The organism is Paraburkholderia sediminicola (assembly GCF_902859805.1).
GTDB lineage: Bacteria > Pseudomonadota > Gammaproteobacteria > Burkholderiales > Burkholderiaceae > Paraburkholderia > Paraburkholderia sediminicola.
Map to the genome: position 1 here is coordinate 1671372 of NZ_CADIKC010000001.1, position 15175 is coordinate 1686546.

13 protein-coding genes are annotated in these 15175 nt (G+C 61.5%); all 13 read left to right on the plus strand.

The window, feature by feature from the left end; all coding sequences use genetic code 11:
• Position 1: 1 nt before the first annotated feature.
• Positions 2-1777, plus strand: coding sequence for a succinate dehydrogenase flavoprotein subunit (sdhA, locus tag R8871_RS07435; RefSeq protein ID WP_175049724.1), 1776 nt, complete (start codon positions 2-4; stop codon positions 1775-1777).
• 24 nt (positions 1778-1801) lie between these two features.
• Complete coding sequence (locus tag R8871_RS07440) at positions 1802-2506, plus strand: succinate dehydrogenase iron-sulfur subunit (protein ID WP_054034792.1); 705 nt, start codon at positions 1802-1804, stop codon at positions 2504-2506.
• A 1-nt stretch (position 2507) separates the two neighbouring features.
• Positions 2508-2780 (plus strand): FAD assembly factor SdhE, encoded by a 273-nt coding sequence (locus R8871_RS07445; protein WP_097397112.1) that lies wholly within the window; start codon positions 2508-2510, stop codon positions 2778-2780.
• A 92-nt stretch (positions 2781-2872) separates the two neighbouring features.
• Positions 2873-4174 (plus strand): citrate synthase, encoded by a 1302-nt coding sequence (gltA, locus tag R8871_RS07450; protein ID WP_028196113.1) that lies wholly within the window; start codon positions 2873-2875, stop codon positions 4172-4174.
• A gap of 406 nt (positions 4175-4580) precedes the next feature.
• Positions 4581-5990: a 3-isopropylmalate dehydratase large subunit gene (leuC, locus tag R8871_RS07455; protein ID WP_154557951.1), complete on the plus strand. Its 1410-nt coding sequence runs from the start codon at positions 4581-4583 to the stop codon at positions 5988-5990.
• A 6-nt stretch (positions 5991-5996) separates the two neighbouring features.
• Positions 5997-6155, plus strand: a complete 159-nt coding sequence (locus tag R8871_RS07460; RefSeq protein ID WP_028196115.1) for an entericidin A/B family lipoprotein — start codon at positions 5997-5999, stop codon at positions 6153-6155.
• 86 nt (positions 6156-6241) lie between these two features.
• Positions 6242-6895, plus strand: a complete 654-nt coding sequence (gene leuD, locus R8871_RS07465) for a 3-isopropylmalate dehydratase small subunit (protein WP_175049725.1) — start codon at positions 6242-6244, stop codon at positions 6893-6895.
• Between the two features lie 80 nt (positions 6896-6975).
• Positions 6976-8043 (plus strand): 3-isopropylmalate dehydrogenase, encoded by a 1068-nt coding sequence (gene leuB / locus R8871_RS07470; RefSeq protein WP_175049726.1) that lies wholly within the window; start codon positions 6976-6978, stop codon positions 8041-8043.
• 361 nt (positions 8044-8404) lie between these two features.
• Entirely contained in the window at positions 8405-9526 is a 1122-nt protein-coding gene (asd, locus tag R8871_RS07475; protein ID WP_175049727.1) for an aspartate-semialdehyde dehydrogenase, read from the plus strand.
• Between the two features lie 169 nt (positions 9527-9695).
• Positions 9696-12398 (plus strand): FimV/HubP family polar landmark protein, encoded by a 2703-nt coding sequence (locus R8871_RS07480; protein ID WP_407673126.1) that lies wholly within the window; start codon positions 9696-9698, stop codon positions 12396-12398.
• The gene (gene truA, locus R8871_RS07485) at positions 12395-13207 is read left to right on the plus strand and encodes a tRNA pseudouridine(38-40) synthase TruA (RefSeq protein WP_175049729.1); all 813 of its coding nucleotides are present in this window, start codon (positions 12395-12397) and stop codon (positions 13205-13207) included. The genes R8871_RS07480 and truA overlap by 4 nt, the downstream gene beginning before the upstream one ends.
• Positions 13204-13917 carry a phosphoribosylanthranilate isomerase gene (locus tag R8871_RS07490; RefSeq protein ID WP_175049730.1) on the plus strand — a complete coding sequence of 238 codons (714 nt, stop codon included), beginning with the start codon at positions 13204-13206 and terminating at the stop codon, positions 13915-13917. The genes truA and R8871_RS07490 overlap by 4 nt, the downstream gene beginning before the upstream one ends.
• A 60-nt stretch (positions 13918-13977) precedes the next feature.
• On the plus strand, positions 13978-15171 hold the full coding sequence (gene trpB / locus R8871_RS07495; protein ID WP_175049731.1) for a tryptophan synthase subunit beta: 1194 nt from the start codon (positions 13978-13980) through the stop codon (positions 15169-15171).
• Positions 15172-15175 lie beyond the last annotated feature (4 nt).

Genomic DNA, 15175 nt, shown 5'->3' on the forward strand with positions numbered 1-15175 from the left:
AATGGCTGCAATCAAGAATTCTCTGCCGCGTCGCAAGTTTGACGTGGTTATCGTCGGCGCAGGCGGCTCGGGGATGCGCGCTTCGCTGCAACTCGCGCGCGCCGGTCTGTCGGTTTGCGTGCTGTCCAAGGTGTTCCCGACACGTTCGCACACGGTCGCTGCCCAAGGCGGCATCGGCGCCTCGCTCGGCAACATGAGCGAAGACAATTGGCACTACCACTTCTACGACACGATCAAGGGTTCCGACTGGCTCGGCGACCAGGACGCGATCGAGTTCATGTGCCGTGAAGCACCGAACGCCGTGTACGAGCTCGAACACTTCGGCATGCCGTTCGACCGCAACGCTGACGGCACGATTTATCAACGCCCGTTCGGCGGTCACACCGCCAACTACGGCGAAAAGCCGGTGCAACGCGCTTGCGCGGCCGCTGACCGTACCGGTCATGCACTGCTGCATACGCTGTACCAGCAAAACGTGGCTGCCAAGACGCAGTTCTTCGTCGAATGGATGGCGCTGGATCTGATCCGCGACGCCGACGGCGACGTGCTCGGCGTGACCGCGCTGGAAATGGAAACCGGCGACGTTTATATCCTCGAAGGCAAGACCACGCTGTTCGCTACGGGCGGCGCGGGCCGGATCTTCGCAGCATCTACGAACGCGTTCATCAACACCGGTGACGGCCTGGGCATGGCTGCGCGTTCGGGTATCGCACTGCAAGACATGGAATTCTGGCAATTCCACCCCACCGGCGTGGCCGGCGCGGGCGTGCTGATTACCGAAGGCGTGCGCGGTGAAGGCGGCATTCTGCGTAACTCGAACGGCGAGCGTTTCATGGAACGCTACGCGCCGACGCTGAAGGATCTGGCGCCGCGCGACTTCGTTTCGCGTTCGATGGACCAGGAAATCAAGGAAGGCCGTGGCGTGGGTCCGAACAAGGATCACGTGCTGCTCGACCTGTCGCACATCGGCGCTGAGACGATCATGAAGCGTCTGCCGTCGATCCGCGAAATCGCGATGAAGTTCGCGAACGTCGACTGTATTAAAGAGCCGATTCCGGTTGTGCCGACCATCCACTATCAGATGGGTGGCATCCCGACGAACATCAACGGCCAGGTCGTTGGCACGTCGCGTGATCACAAGGAAGTCGTCAACGGTTTCTACGCAGTAGGCGAATGCTCGTGCGTGTCGGTGCACGGTGCAAACCGTCTCGGCACGAACTCGCTGCTCGACCTGGTGGTGTTCGGCCGCGCGGCCGGCAACCACATCGTCAAGCACGTGAAGGACATCAAGGAACACAAGCCGCTGCCGGCCGACGCAGGCGACTTCTCGCTGGCGCGTCTGAACAAGCTGGACAAGTCCACGTCGGGCGAATACTCGCAAACCGTCGCGGCCGACATCCGTTCCACGATGCAGGCGCACGCCGGCGTGTTCCGTACATCGAAGCTGCTGGCCGAAGGTGTCGAGCGGATTCGCGAAGTGGCTGACCGTGTCGACAACATCTATCTGAAAGACAAGTCGAAGGTGTTCAACACGGCGCGTATCGAAGCGCTGGAAGTGGAGAACCTGATCGAAGTGGCCCGTGCCACGATGGTTTCCGCCGATGCCCGCAAGGAAAGCCGCGGTGCGCACGCGCAAAACGACTTCGAACATCGCGACGACGAAAACTGGCTGCGCCATACGCTGTGGTTCAGCGAAGGCGATCGCCTCGACTACAAGCCGGTTCAGATGCAACCGCTGACCGTCGAATCGGTGCCGCCGAAAGCGCGTACCTTCTAAGGCACAAGTCAAAGGAATTCAGAAATGGCCAAGCGTACATTTGAAATTTACCGCTACGATCCGGACAAGGACGCAGCGCCGCGCATGCAAACGTACGAGATCGAAATCGACTCGCACGAACGCATGCTGCTCGACGCGCTGCTCAAGCTGAAAGCGATGGACGAAACCTTGTCGTTCCGCCGTTCGTGCCGCGAAGGCGTGTGCGGTTCGGACGCGATGAACATCAACGGCAAGAATGGTCTGGCCTGCTTGCAGAACATGAATGACCTGCCGCAGAAGATCGTGCTGCGTCCGCTGCCGGGCTTGCCCGTCGTGCGCGACCTGATCTGCGATTTCACGCAGTTCTTCAACCAGTATCATTCGATCAAGCCGTACCTGATCAACGATACGCCGCCGCCGGAAAAGGAACGTCTGCAGTCGCCGGAAGAGCGCGACGAGCTTGACGGTCTGTACGAATGTATTCTGTGCGCTAGCTGCTCCACGTCGTGCCCGAGCTTCTGGTGGAATCCGGACAAGTTCGTCGGCCCGGCTGGCCTGTTGCAAGCCTATCGTTTCATCGCGGATAGCCGCGACGAAGCGACGGGTGAGCGCCTCGACAACCTGGAAGATCCGTACCGTTTGTTCCGTTGCCATACCATCATGAATTGCGTCGACGTCTGCCCGAAGGGTTTGAACCCGACCAAGGCGATTGGCAAGATCAAGGAATTGATGGTTCGCCGCGCAGTCTAGGATGAACGAAACATCGCATCAGTCCGACCCTCTCCGCCGCGCGCGCCTTCGCTGGCGTGCGCGGCGGGGCCTGCTGGAAAACGATCTGATCTTTGAACGTTTTTTCAGCCGATATGAGCATGACCTCAGCGATGCCGATGTAGGCGCTCTTACGCGCCTGCTCGAGCTGAGCGATAACGACCTGATGGACTTGCTGCTCGTTCGCAAGGAACCGGAAGGCGAACTTGCCGACCCGGATGTGATCCGGGTGCTGGAGCTGTTGCGGAATGCTTGAGCACCGCTAACGTCTTGAGCGCCGCTTGTCCGTTGTTCCCAGGCGTGCAAATTATCGAAACCCTGTTTCCATACTTCGATTGAGGATGTGCTATGACCCCGTCAGATGTTAAAGCCACGCTATCGTTCAGCGACAATTCGCCGAGCGTTGAAATGCCGATTTACAAGGGCACTCTCGGCCCGGACGTGATCGACATCCGCAAACTGTACGGCCAGACCGGCAAGTTCACGTACGACCCGGGCTTTATGTCGACGGCGGCGTGCAATTCGGCGATCACCTACATCGACGGCGACAAGGGCGAGCTGCTGTATCGCGGCTACCCGATCGACAACCTCGCGCAAAATGCCGACTTCCTCGAAACCTGCTATCTGCTGCTGAAGGGCGAACTGCCGAACGCGCAGCAGAAAGACGAGTTCGTGAACACCGTCACGAAGCACACGATGGTGCATGAGCAAATGCACTTCTTCTTCCGTGGCTTCCGTCGCGACGCGCACCCGATGGCGATTCTGGTCGCTGCAGTCGGCGCGCTGTCGGCGTTCTATCACGACTCGCTCGACATCAACAATCCGCGTCACCGTGAAGTGTCGGCCATTCGCATGATCGCGAAGCTGCCTACGCTCGTCGCGATGGCGTACAAGTACAGCATCGGTCAGCCGTTTGCGTACCCGAAGAACGACCTGTCGTACAGCGCGAACTTCATGCATATGATGTTCTCGAACCCGTGCGAAGAGTACAAGGTCAACGACGTGCTGGTGCGCGCACTGGACCGTATCCTGATCCTGCACGCTGACCACGAACAGAATGCGTCGACCTCGACGGTTCGTCTGGCGGGTTCGTCGGGCGCTAACCCGTTCGCATGTATCGCAGCGGGTATCGCTTGTCTGTGGGGCCCGGCGCACGGCGGTGCGAACGAAGCCGCACTGAATATGCTGGAAGAAATTGGCTCGGTCGACAACATTCCTGAGTTCATCAAGCAGGTGAAGGACAAGAACTCGGGCGTGAAGCTGATGGGCTTCGGTCACCGCGTCTACAAGAACTACGATCCGCGTGCCAAGCTGATGCGCGAAACCTGCCACGAAGTGCTGGAAGAGCTGGGCCTGCACGACGACCCGCTGTTCAAGCTGGCCATGGCGCTGGAAAAGATCGCGCTGGAAGACGAATACTTCGTGTCGCGCAAGCTGTACCCGAACGTCGACTTCTACTCGGGTATCGTTCAGCGCGCGCTCGGCATCCCGACGTCGATGTTCACGTGTATCTTCGCGATGGCGCGTACGGTCGGCTGGATTGCACAGTGGAACGAAATGATCGCCGATCCGGAACAGAAGATTGGCCGTCCGCGTCAGCTGTTCATCGGCGATACGCAACGTGAAGCGAAGCCGATTGCGCAACGCTAAGCGGTAGTCTTGCCGCGCGTTTCATCGCCCAAAGGGCCGTGAAATGCGTGAGACCGGATGAATGAAAAACGCCCCAACGGGTTGACCGTTGGGGCGTTTTCTTTTGACTGCGTGCAACTGCGTGTCGCAAATGGGGTTCGATTTCAATCGCTGAGGCCGAGTGCGCGCGTGGCTGCGCCTCCTGGTGCATGAAACGCCAGATCGCGGAAGCACCTGAGCGTGGCTGACGTTGCATCGCGCACGCCGTGCAATCCCTTGCCGGGTAACACCCATACAGGTATCGTCACTACCACCCAACTCCCTGTTTTTTATCGGTTTTTTGCATGATTCATGGGCCCTAAGCGGGGTTCTGCGTGGCATAATCGACCGACACAGTCAGCCCGCAGTCATTACTACCCCGCATACCATGGCACAGACTCTCTACGACAAATTGTGGAACACACACGTGGTCCACACGGAAGAAGACGGTACGACGATTCTCTATATCGACCGTCACCTGCTGCACGAAGTCACCAGCCCTCAGGCGTTCGAAGGCCTGAAGCTGGCTGAGCGTCCGGTGTGGCGTATCAGCGCGAATCTGGCAGTGTCGGACCACAACGTCCCCACCACGGATCGCAGCCACGGCATCGCCGATCCGGTCTCCAAGCTGCAAGTCGACACGCTCGACACGAACTGCGACGCCTATGGCATCACGCAGTTCAAGATGAACGATCTCCGTCAGGGCATCGTGCACATCATCGGGCCGGAGCAAGGCGCTACGCTGCCGGGCATGACCATTGTCTGCGGCGACTCGCACACGTCCACGCACGGCGCGTTCGGCGCGCTGGCGCACGGCATCGGCACCTCGGAAGTCGAACACGTGCTGGCCACGCAAACGCTCTTGCAGAAGAAGAGCAAGAACATGCTGGTGAAGGTCGAAGGTCCGTTGCCGCGCGGTTGTACCGCGAAAGACATCGTGCTCGCGATCATCGGCAAGATCGGCACGGCAGGCGGCACGGGCTATGCGATCGAATTCGGCGGTTCGACGATTCGCGCGCTGTCCATGGAAGGCCGTATGACGGTCTGCAACATGGCGATCGAAGCAGGCGCGCGCGCCGGCATGGTCGCTGTGGACGACACCACCATCGAATATCTGAAGGGCCGTCCGTTCTCGCCGGCAGGCGTCGAATGGGATCACGCGGTCGAGTACTGGAAGCAGTTCAAGTCGGACGAAGGCGCGCAGTTCGATCGAGTGGTCGAACTGAACGCTGCCGAAATCGTGCCGCAAGTCACGTGGGGCACGTCGCCGGAAATGGTCACCGCCGTGGACGGCCGCGTGCCGGATCCGGAGCGCGAAAAGGATCCGGTCAAGCGCGATGCAATGGAGCGCGCGCTGAAGTACATGGCGCTCGAACCGAATGCGCCGATCGAATCCATCAAGCCGGATAAAATCTTCATCGGGTCGTGCACCAACGCGCGCATTGAAGACATTCGCGCTGCCGCATACGTCGTGAAGAAGCTCGGCCGCCGCGTCGCGCCGAACATCCGTCTGGCCATGGTCGTGCCGGGTTCGGGTCTGGTAAAGGCGCAGGCGGAACGCGAAGGCCTCGACAAGGTCTTTACGGATGCCGGTTTCGAATGGCGTGAGCCCGGTTGCTCGATGTGTCTCGCCATGAACGCCGACCGGTTGGATCCGGGCGAGCGTTGCGCGTCCACGTCGAATCGTAATTTCGAAGGTCGTCAGGGCGCCGGTGGCCGTACCCACCTCGTGAGCCCCGCGATGGCTGCCGCAGCGGCTATCGAAGGGCATTTCGTCGATATTCGCAAGCTTGGATAAACACGCATGATGAAGAACATGAATCGCACCACTCTTTTGCGGCGTTTCGCACTTGGTACGTTGGCTGGGCTATTGCTCGGTCTGGCCGGCTGCAACACGGTGCACGGATTTGGCGAGGACATGTCGCACCTCGGCAATTCGATCAGCAATCACGCTGACAAATAAGCGGTTTTTGATTTTTGCCGGCGATGCGCCGGGCGGCTTTCCGGCCGTCACGCGCATCGCCCGGTCTTGAAACAGGCGCAAGCGTCATGGATAAATTCATCGTACACACCGGCGTCGTGGCGCCGCTCGATCGCGAGAACGTCGACACGGACGCGATCATTCCGAAGCAGTTCCTGAAGTCGATCAAGCGCACGGGCTTCGGCCCGAACGCGTTCGACGAATGGCGCTACCTGGACCACGGCGAGCCGGGTCAGGATAATTCGAAGCGTCCGCTGAATCCCGATTTCGTGCTGAATCAGCCGCGCTATCAGGGCGCTTCGGTGCTATTGGCGCGCAAGAACTTCGGTTGCGGCAGCTCGCGTGAGCACGCGCCGTGGGCGCTGCAGCAATATGGTTTCCGCGCGATCATTGCGTCGAGCTTCGCTGATATCTTCTACAACAACTGCTTCAAGAACGGCCTTCTGCCGATCGTGCTGACCGAACAGCAAGTCGACCACCTGTTCAACGAAACGTACGCATTCAATGGCTTCCAGTTGACCATCGACCTGGACGCGCAAGTCGTACGCACAACGGATGGCGCAGCCGCGTATCCGTTCGAAGTCGCGGGCTTCCGCAAGTACTGTCTGCTGAATGGCTTCGACGATATCGGCCTCACGCTGCGTCACGCTGACAAGATTCGCCAGTTCGAAGCCGAGCGGATCGCGAAGCAGCCGTGGCTGAATCACCGCATCGTCGGGTAAGGCCTGATAGGCCCGAGAGCCCGGTGGCTCGCTGATTCACGCTTAGAAAAGTCTCGAAGAAAATCATCAAGGAAACTCGCATGAAGATCGCAGTCTTGCCGGGCGACGGCATCGGTCCCGAAATCGTCAAGGAAGCCGTCAAGGTACTGAACGTACTCGGCGAAAAGTTCGAACTCGAAGAAGCGCCGGTTGGCGGCGCGGGTTACGAAGCGAAGGGCCATCCGCTGCCCGATTCGACGCTGGCGCTGGCGAAAGAAGCCGATGCGATCCTGTTCGGCGCCGTTGGCGACTGGAAATACGACTCACTCGAACGCGCGCTGCGCCCGGAGCAGGCGATTCTCGGTCTGCGCAAGCATCTGCAACTGTTCGCGAACTTCCGTCCGGCGATCTGCTATCCGCAACTCACGGGCGCTTCGTCGTTGAAGGAAGAGATCGTTTCGGGTCTCGACATTCTGATCGTGCGCGAACTGAACGGCGACATTTACTTCGGCGCGCCGCGCGGCGTGCGTTCATCGCCGGATGGACTGTTCGAAGGCGCAAAGGAAGGCTTTGACACGATGCGTTATTCGGAACCCGAAGTGCGCCGTATTGCGCACGTCGCGTTTCAGGCAGCGCAAAAACGTCAGAAGAAACTGACGAGCGTGGACAAGGCCAACGTGCTCGAAACCTCGCAGTTCTGGCGCGACGTGATGATCGACGTGTCGAAGGAATACGCGGACGTCGAGTTGTCGCATATGTACGTCGATAACGCGGCGATGCAGTTGGTGAAGGCGCCTAAGGCGTTCGACGTGGTTGTGACCGGCAACATGTTCGGCGACATTCTGTCGGATGAAGCCGCGATGCTGACGGGCTCGATCGGTATGCTGCCGTCTGCCTCGCTCGACAAGAACAACAAGGGCTTGTACGAGCCGTCGCACGGTTCCGCGCCGGATATCGCCGGTAAGGGCGTGGCGAATCCGCTGGCCACGATTCTGTCGGCCGCAATGATGCTGCGTTATTCGCTGAACAAGGCGGAGCAGGCGGATCGTATCGAAGGCGCGGTGAAGAAGGTGCTGGAACAGGGCCTTCGCACGGGCGATATCCTGACGCCGGGTTGCAAGCAGGTCGGCACCGTGGCGATGGGCGACGCAGTGGTTGCTGCGCTGTAAAGCTCGTTGAAACAGCAAGTGGTAACGGTGACAGTTAGGTCGTCAAACGGCCTTTAAAGCGCGAATTGGCCTCGAAACAGGCTGATTCGCGCGTAATACGGGCGATAGCGGCGTTCGACGACGTCGTCAGATTCCGGTTTTCGTGTATATTGTAGCGATGGCGCACACAGCTCAAATCTCCTCGATTTCCAAACTGCACGGCAAAACAGCCCGTGTGGTCGAGTTCGCCATTACCACCACCAAAACGATTACCCCGAAAACGATCACGAAACGCTGATCGTCCGTCGTGCCCGCTCATCTTCCCCGCGCGGTCACTGCGGGCAAAGATGCGGGGAAGTTTCCATTCGAAGGGTATGAAGTCATGAACGTAGGTCTCGTAGGTTGGCGCGGTATGGTCGGCAGCGTCCTGATGCAACGTATGCAGCAGGAAGGCGATTTCGACTTGATCGAACCGGTGTTTTTCAGCACCAGCAACGCGGGCGGCAACGCGCCGTCGTTCGCCAAAAACGAGACCAAGCTCAAAGATGCGACAAGCATCGACGACCTGAAGAAGTGCGAAGCGATCATCTCCTGCCAGGGCGGCGATTACACGAATGAGGTGTTCCCGAAGCTGCGCGCAGCGGGCTGGAACGGCTACTGGATCGACGCGGCTTCGTCGCTGCGCATGAAGGATGATGCGGTCATCATTCTCGATCCGGTCAACCTCGACGTGATCAAGAACGCGCTGGTCAAGGGCCAGAAGAATTTCATCGGCGGCAATTGCACAGTCAGCCTGATGCTGATGGCGCTGGGCGGCCTGTTCCGCGAAAACCTCGTCGACTGGATGACGGCCATGACGTATCAGGCCGCTTCGGGCGCGGGCGCGCAAAACATGCGCGAACTGCTGCAGCAAATGGGCACGCTGTACGGCGCGGCCAAGGAAGACCTGGCGGATCCGTCGTCGGCGATTCTCGACATCGACCGCCGTGTGCTGAGCGCAATGAACAGCGATCGCATGCCGACCGACAACTTCGGTGTGCCGCTCGCGGGCTCGCTGATTCCGTGGATCGACAAGGATCTCGGCAACGGCATGTCGAAGGAAGAGTGGAAGGGCGGCGCGGAAACCAACAAGATCCTGGGCAAGCCGGCAATGGGCACGCCGGGTTCGATCCCGGTAGATGGCCTCTGCGTGCGGATTGGCGCAATGCGCTGCCACTCGCAAGCGCTGACCATCAAGCTGAACAAGGACGTGCCGCTGGACGAAGTGAACAGCATCCTCGCGTCGGGCAACGACTGGGTCAAGGTTGTGCCGAACGAGCGCGAAGCTTCGATGCGCGATCTGTGCCCGGCCGTGGTGACGGGTACGCTGACGGTGCCGGTCGGCCGTGTGCGCAAACTGGCGATGGGCGGCGAATATCTGTCGGCCTTCACGGTCGGCGATCAGCTGCTGTGGGGCGCGGCAGAACCGCTGCGTCGCATGCTTCGCATTGTGCTCGACAAGTAAAGTAAACTACGCGCTCACGACGCGAAGAAAACTCAAAAAGCGTCGCGCTTGCGCGGCGCTTTTTTCATTGTGTGCTCCGATTATCTTGTCTCTTTTCAACCGCAAAAAAGGGCTGCGCGCTGACGCGCCTGGAGTCCCGATGAACCTTCGACTCTCTTCCCTTCGGGCTATGTCTATGCATCAAGGTATGGGCCGGCTGACGGCCGTGGCCGCTTTGGCGTTCGCGCTGGCGGGCGCCGGCGTGGGTAGCGCGGTGGCAGCGCCGGGCGACGCCGCGAGCGCGCCCGAGGGCGCTTCCGCTTCTTACGCCGCCGGGAGCCAATATACGGTGCGGCCCGGGCAGTCGCTGAACGACGTGGCGATTGCCGTCACGCAATCGCACGACAAAGGGACGCTCGCACGCGCTTCGCGCGCGCTGTTCGAGGCGAATCCGAATGCCTTCATGAGTCATGATCCGAGCCGGATGCGCGTCGGCGCGCTGTTGACGGTCCCGGCACTGGATGCGACCGGCGCTCCGGCGGCTTCTGCGCCGGTTGCGGGGTCTGCGTCTGCTGCGCCATCGGCTGCTACGGCTGCGCCGGCTTCCGCGCCCAATGCGGCGGCGGCTGGTGCTGCTGTCGGCGCCGCGAGCGCCGTGGCGCAGGTCAACGCCGCTGCAGCGAGCGCGGCAAGCGCTGCGGCTCAGGCTGCCATGCCTGCGGTTTCAGGGACGGCCAGCTCGACGGCTGAAGCAAGTCCGGCGACGCCGGGTAGCTCGGTAGCGGCCGGTGCGGCCCCCGTAGCAGGGTCGCAGGCCGTGCCGGCCAGCGGCGCACACGTCTGGTCGGGCGCGATCCAGCCCTCGGCCAGCGAAACTGCCGAAGGGACGTCGGCGGCTGCTTCAGCAGCAGCGACGGCCACCGCACAACCGGCATCGCAACCGCGTGCGCAAGTCTCCAGCTTGCAGCAGCTGCTTGCGCTGAAAAACCGCGTGCTGATGGAACTGCAGAAACATGGCATCGGTGGTACGCCGGCTGCGCCGGTCTCGCCTGCTGCAAACGGTGCGCAACCGGCCGCCGGCGTTTCGTCCGCGGCGGCCGTTTCCGGTCATGGCAGCGCGCCGATTTCCACGTCGACTGACACCGGTATCTCGCAGACGAATTTGAGCATCGCGGCGGCGATTGGCGCGGCGTTGGTCGTGTTGCTGGCTGCGCTGCGCCTGAGTCGACGTAAGCGCACCGCTGTTGCCACGACAGGCGGCTCGCTAGCGGAGGACGCAGCGGCGGCTTCAGCGCGAGCGGCTGCGTCGCAGGATGATTCGACGCGCGAAGAAGCGTCGGACGTAAGCGGCGAAGCGGCAGCAGGGCATACGGCGGCGTTCGCGCCGACTGACCACGAGAGCGCTGGGGATGAAGCGTCAGCGCGAGAAGTGGCGGAACGCGTGGCGGCAGAGCGCGAAGCGGAAATTCGCGCGGCGGCGGCGCGGGAAGCGGCGGTGCATGGGGCAGCAGAGCGAGAAACTGCAGAGCGCCAGGCGGCGGAACGTGCAGAAGCGGAACGTGCTGCGGAGGAAAAGGCAGAAGCCGAACGCGCAGCTGCGTCACAGGCTGCTGCTGAGCGCGCCGAAGCCGAACGCGCGCAGGCCGACCAAGCCGCGGCTGAGCGTGCGGCAGAAGATCACGACGCGGCACAACGCATCGCGGCAGAACATGAAGCCGCTGCCAACCAGCGTCATACAGGCTTGCCCGCACAAGACCACGACGCGTTCCAACACGCATCGCAGGAAATTCACCCGACGCCCGCGCCGTTCGAAGCTACGCAGCTGGCCCAGGACACCGAATCGATCGGCCAAAGCGGTTCTACAACCGAACCTCTTCCCTCGGCCCATCACGAAAACCTTGACGGGGCGACCACGGCTGCAAGCCTCGCAGCCGCCGCGGAGCTCGGTGCAGAAGCATTGCCGCTGACACCGCTTGAACCGGTCGACGAGAGCTTCCAGCAAGAGGTGCCTCCGCACCGCCTGCAATGGGACGACGAACCGGCATCGAGCGTGCCGGCCACACCGTTGGCAGGGCCGACGAATGAGCCGCTTGCAGAGTCGTGGAGTCATCAGGACACCCCGCCGCCGGTCATCGATTTCACGCGGCAGCAGGCCGAACCGCATACGACTTCGCCGTTCGGTCAGCCGCACGGCGAGACGTCGGCGCTCGATACTTCGGTGCCGGCAGTACCCCACGCCCAACAGGACGCGGCCCACGTCGAACCGACGCATCAACCGTTTAACGAGCTGCAACCGCCGTCATATCAGCACGCCCAACCCGCGACGCCCGATGGCGCACCGAATTTCGAACCGGTAGCACCGGTCGCGCCAGTTCAGCCCGCGCTATCCGTGCCGACCGAGTTCCCGCGCGATGCCCTCGATGCATTCAGCAGTCTGAACATGCCATTGCCGCCTCGCGTCGAATCGACCGACGACGCAGCGGTGAGCGTACCCGGATCGCTGGCGACACCGCCGGTTGCATCCCCGGAAACCACGGCACAACAAAGCGTAGCGCCGCACGATCCGGACGACTTCCCGCATGTCGCCGACGAAATCGCCGCCGGCACCGCAGGCCATGCAGCCGTCGCGGGCCTGGGCGCGGCCGGCTTCGGCGCGCTGAAGCTCGATTTCGACCTGGAGTTGCCGCCGAGCCCAGCTCAGCCGTTGCCGGTCTTCACGCGGGCGGATCTAAGCCGCATCGCCCGCAACAAGCTCGATCTGGCCGCCGAATATATCGACCTCGGCGATCTGTCCGGCGCGCGCACGCTCATCAACGAAGTGATCGAAGCGAACGATCCGGCCACGCGCACCGAGGCTCGCGCGCTGCTCTCGACGCTCGCGCCTTTGTCGTGAAGCGTATTGCGTTAGGCGTTCAGTACGACGGCTCGGCATTCTGCGGCTGGCAGTCGCAGCCGCACGGCAAGACTGTGCAGGACGAGCTCGAACGGGCGTTGCGCGAGTTCGCGCAAACGCCTGTGCAAACCGTTGTGGCTGGGCGCACGGATACCGGCGTGCACGGCCTCGGCCAGGTCGTGCATTTCGACACCGAACTCGATCGCACGGACTTTTCGTGGATTCGCGGCACCAACGCCTTCCTGCCGAAGACGATCGCCGTGCAATGGGCCAAGCCGATGCCCGACGAATTCCACGCACGTTTTTCGGCATTCGAACGGACCTATTACTACGTCCTGTACGTTCATCCATTCCGTTCGCCAATGCAGGACACGCGGGCCGGCTGGGTCTACACGCCGCTCGACGTCGACGCCATGCGGACGGCAACGGCCCATCTGATCGGCGAGCACGATTTTTCGGCGTTCCGTTCGTCGCAATGCCAGGCGAAAACGCCGGTCAAACATCTGTATCAGATCGACATTCGGCAACAGGGCGACTTCGTTCATTTCCGTTTTCGGGCGAACGCATTCCTGCATCACATGGTGCGTAACCTGATGGGCTGCCTCGTCGATATCGGCCGGGGACGCCATCCGGCCGAATGGATGGTCGAGGTGCTCGCCAGCCGCGATCGCGATTGTGCCGCGCCGACCTTCATGCCTGACGGCCTGTACCTGGCGCAGGTGGGCTATCCTGAGCATTTCGCCGTGCCCGCACCGCAGACCGGCAGCGTGCCGTGGAGTACGGTATGGACCGAGCAAGCACAAACATGAAATCAACTGAAAATCTGGCAACCGAAGCAAACGCCGGCGTGCAGCAGCATGCCGCGCCGCATCGCACGCGTATCAAGCTGTGCGGCCTGTCGAAGCCGGAAGACGTGTCGCTGGCGATCGACCTCGGCGCCGACGCGATCGGCCTCGTGTTCTATCCGCCGAGCCCGCGTTCGGTGAGTGTCGCGCAAGCCGTCGAGCTGGTGCATGACGTGCCGCCGTTCGTATCGGTAGTCGGCTTGTTCGTGAACGCAACGCCGGACTGGATTCGCGAAGTCGCCAGCAATGTCGGGCTGACGCTGCTGCAGTTCCACGGTGACGAAACCGCGGAGCAGTGCGAATCCCTCGCCAGCGTTGCGGGTTTGCCTTGGTTGCGCGCCTTGCGAGTCGCGGCGGATACTCAACCCGCAGATTTGGTAAAATCAGCGCTTAACTATTCAGCAGCCAGCGGCCTTCTGTTCGACACCCATGTCGAAGGCTATGGCGGCGGCGGGAAGGTTTTCGATTGGTCACTTATTCCAGCAGAGCTCGCGCGTCGGGCCGTTTTGAGTGGTGGGTTGAACGCGCAAAACGTCAGTGATGCGATCCATCGCGTGCGCCCGTACGCGGTCGATGTCTCGAGCGGCATCGAAGTGCCGGGCGCCAAGGGCGTGAAAGATCACGCCCGGATGGCGGCGTTCGTACGCGCAGTGCGCGCAGCGGACGCTGAATGATTCAGGCGGCGCGGTTTTCTCATATGAAAGCCGTGCGCCACACTGAGAAGAGTGATCACCATGTATAACTTGCCTGACGAAAGAGGCCATTTCGGCCCGTATGGCGGCGTGTTTGTCGCCGAAACGCTGGTTCACGCACTCGACGAGCTGCGTGCCGCGTATGAGAAATTTCAAAAAGACCCGGAATTCGTCGCCGAATACGAGCGCGAACTGAAGCATTTCGTGGGTCGTCCGTCCCCCATTTATCACGCGCAGCGCTGGAGCGAAATGCTCGGCGGCGCGCAGGTTTTCCTCAAACGTGAAGACCTGAATCACACCGGCGCTCACAAGATCAATAACGTGATCGGCCAGGCGCTGCTCGCAAAGCGCATGGGCAAGCCGCGCGTGATCGCGGAAACCGGCGCGGGCCAGCACGGCGTGGCGACCGCGACTATCGCGGCGCGCTTCGGCATGGAATGCGTGGTCTACATGGGTGAAGAAGACGTGCGCCGCCAGGCGGCCAACGTCTACCGGATGAAGCTGCTCGGCGCGACCGTCGTGCCTGTGACGTCCGGCTCGCGCACGTTGAAAGACGCGCTCAACGAAGCGATGCGCGACTGGGTCACCAACGTCGAAAATACGTTCTACATCATCGGCACGGTGGCGGGACCGCATCCGTATCCAATGATGGTGCGCGATTTCCAGCGCGTGATCGGCGACGAGTGCAAGGTGCAGATGCCCGAACTGGTGGGTCGCCAGCCGGACGCTGTGATTGCGTGCGTTGGCGGCGGTTCGAATGCGATGGGTATCTTTTACCCGTACATTGAGGACGCTTCGGTGCAACTGATCGGTGTCGAGCCAGCCGGCGACGGGATCGAAACCGGCCGGCACGCAGCTTCGCTGATCGCCGGCACTCCGGGTGTGCTGCACGGTAACCGCACGTATCTCCTGCAAGACGAAAACGGTCAGATCATCGAAACCCATTCGATCTCGGCTGGCCTGGACTACCCGGGCGTGGGTCCTGAGCATGCGTGGCTAAAAGACAGCAATCGCGCGCAATATGTCAGCATCACCGACGAAGAAGCGCTCAAGGCGTTCCACGATTGCTGTCGCATCGAAGGCATTATTCCTGCGCTGGAATCCAGTCATGCGCTGGCCTATGCCTCGAAACTCGCGCCGACGTTGCCGAAGGACAAGGTCCTTCTGGTCAATCTGTCGGGCCGGGGCGACAAGGACATGCATACGGTCGCTGAGCGATCGGGCATTCAGTTCTGAGCGC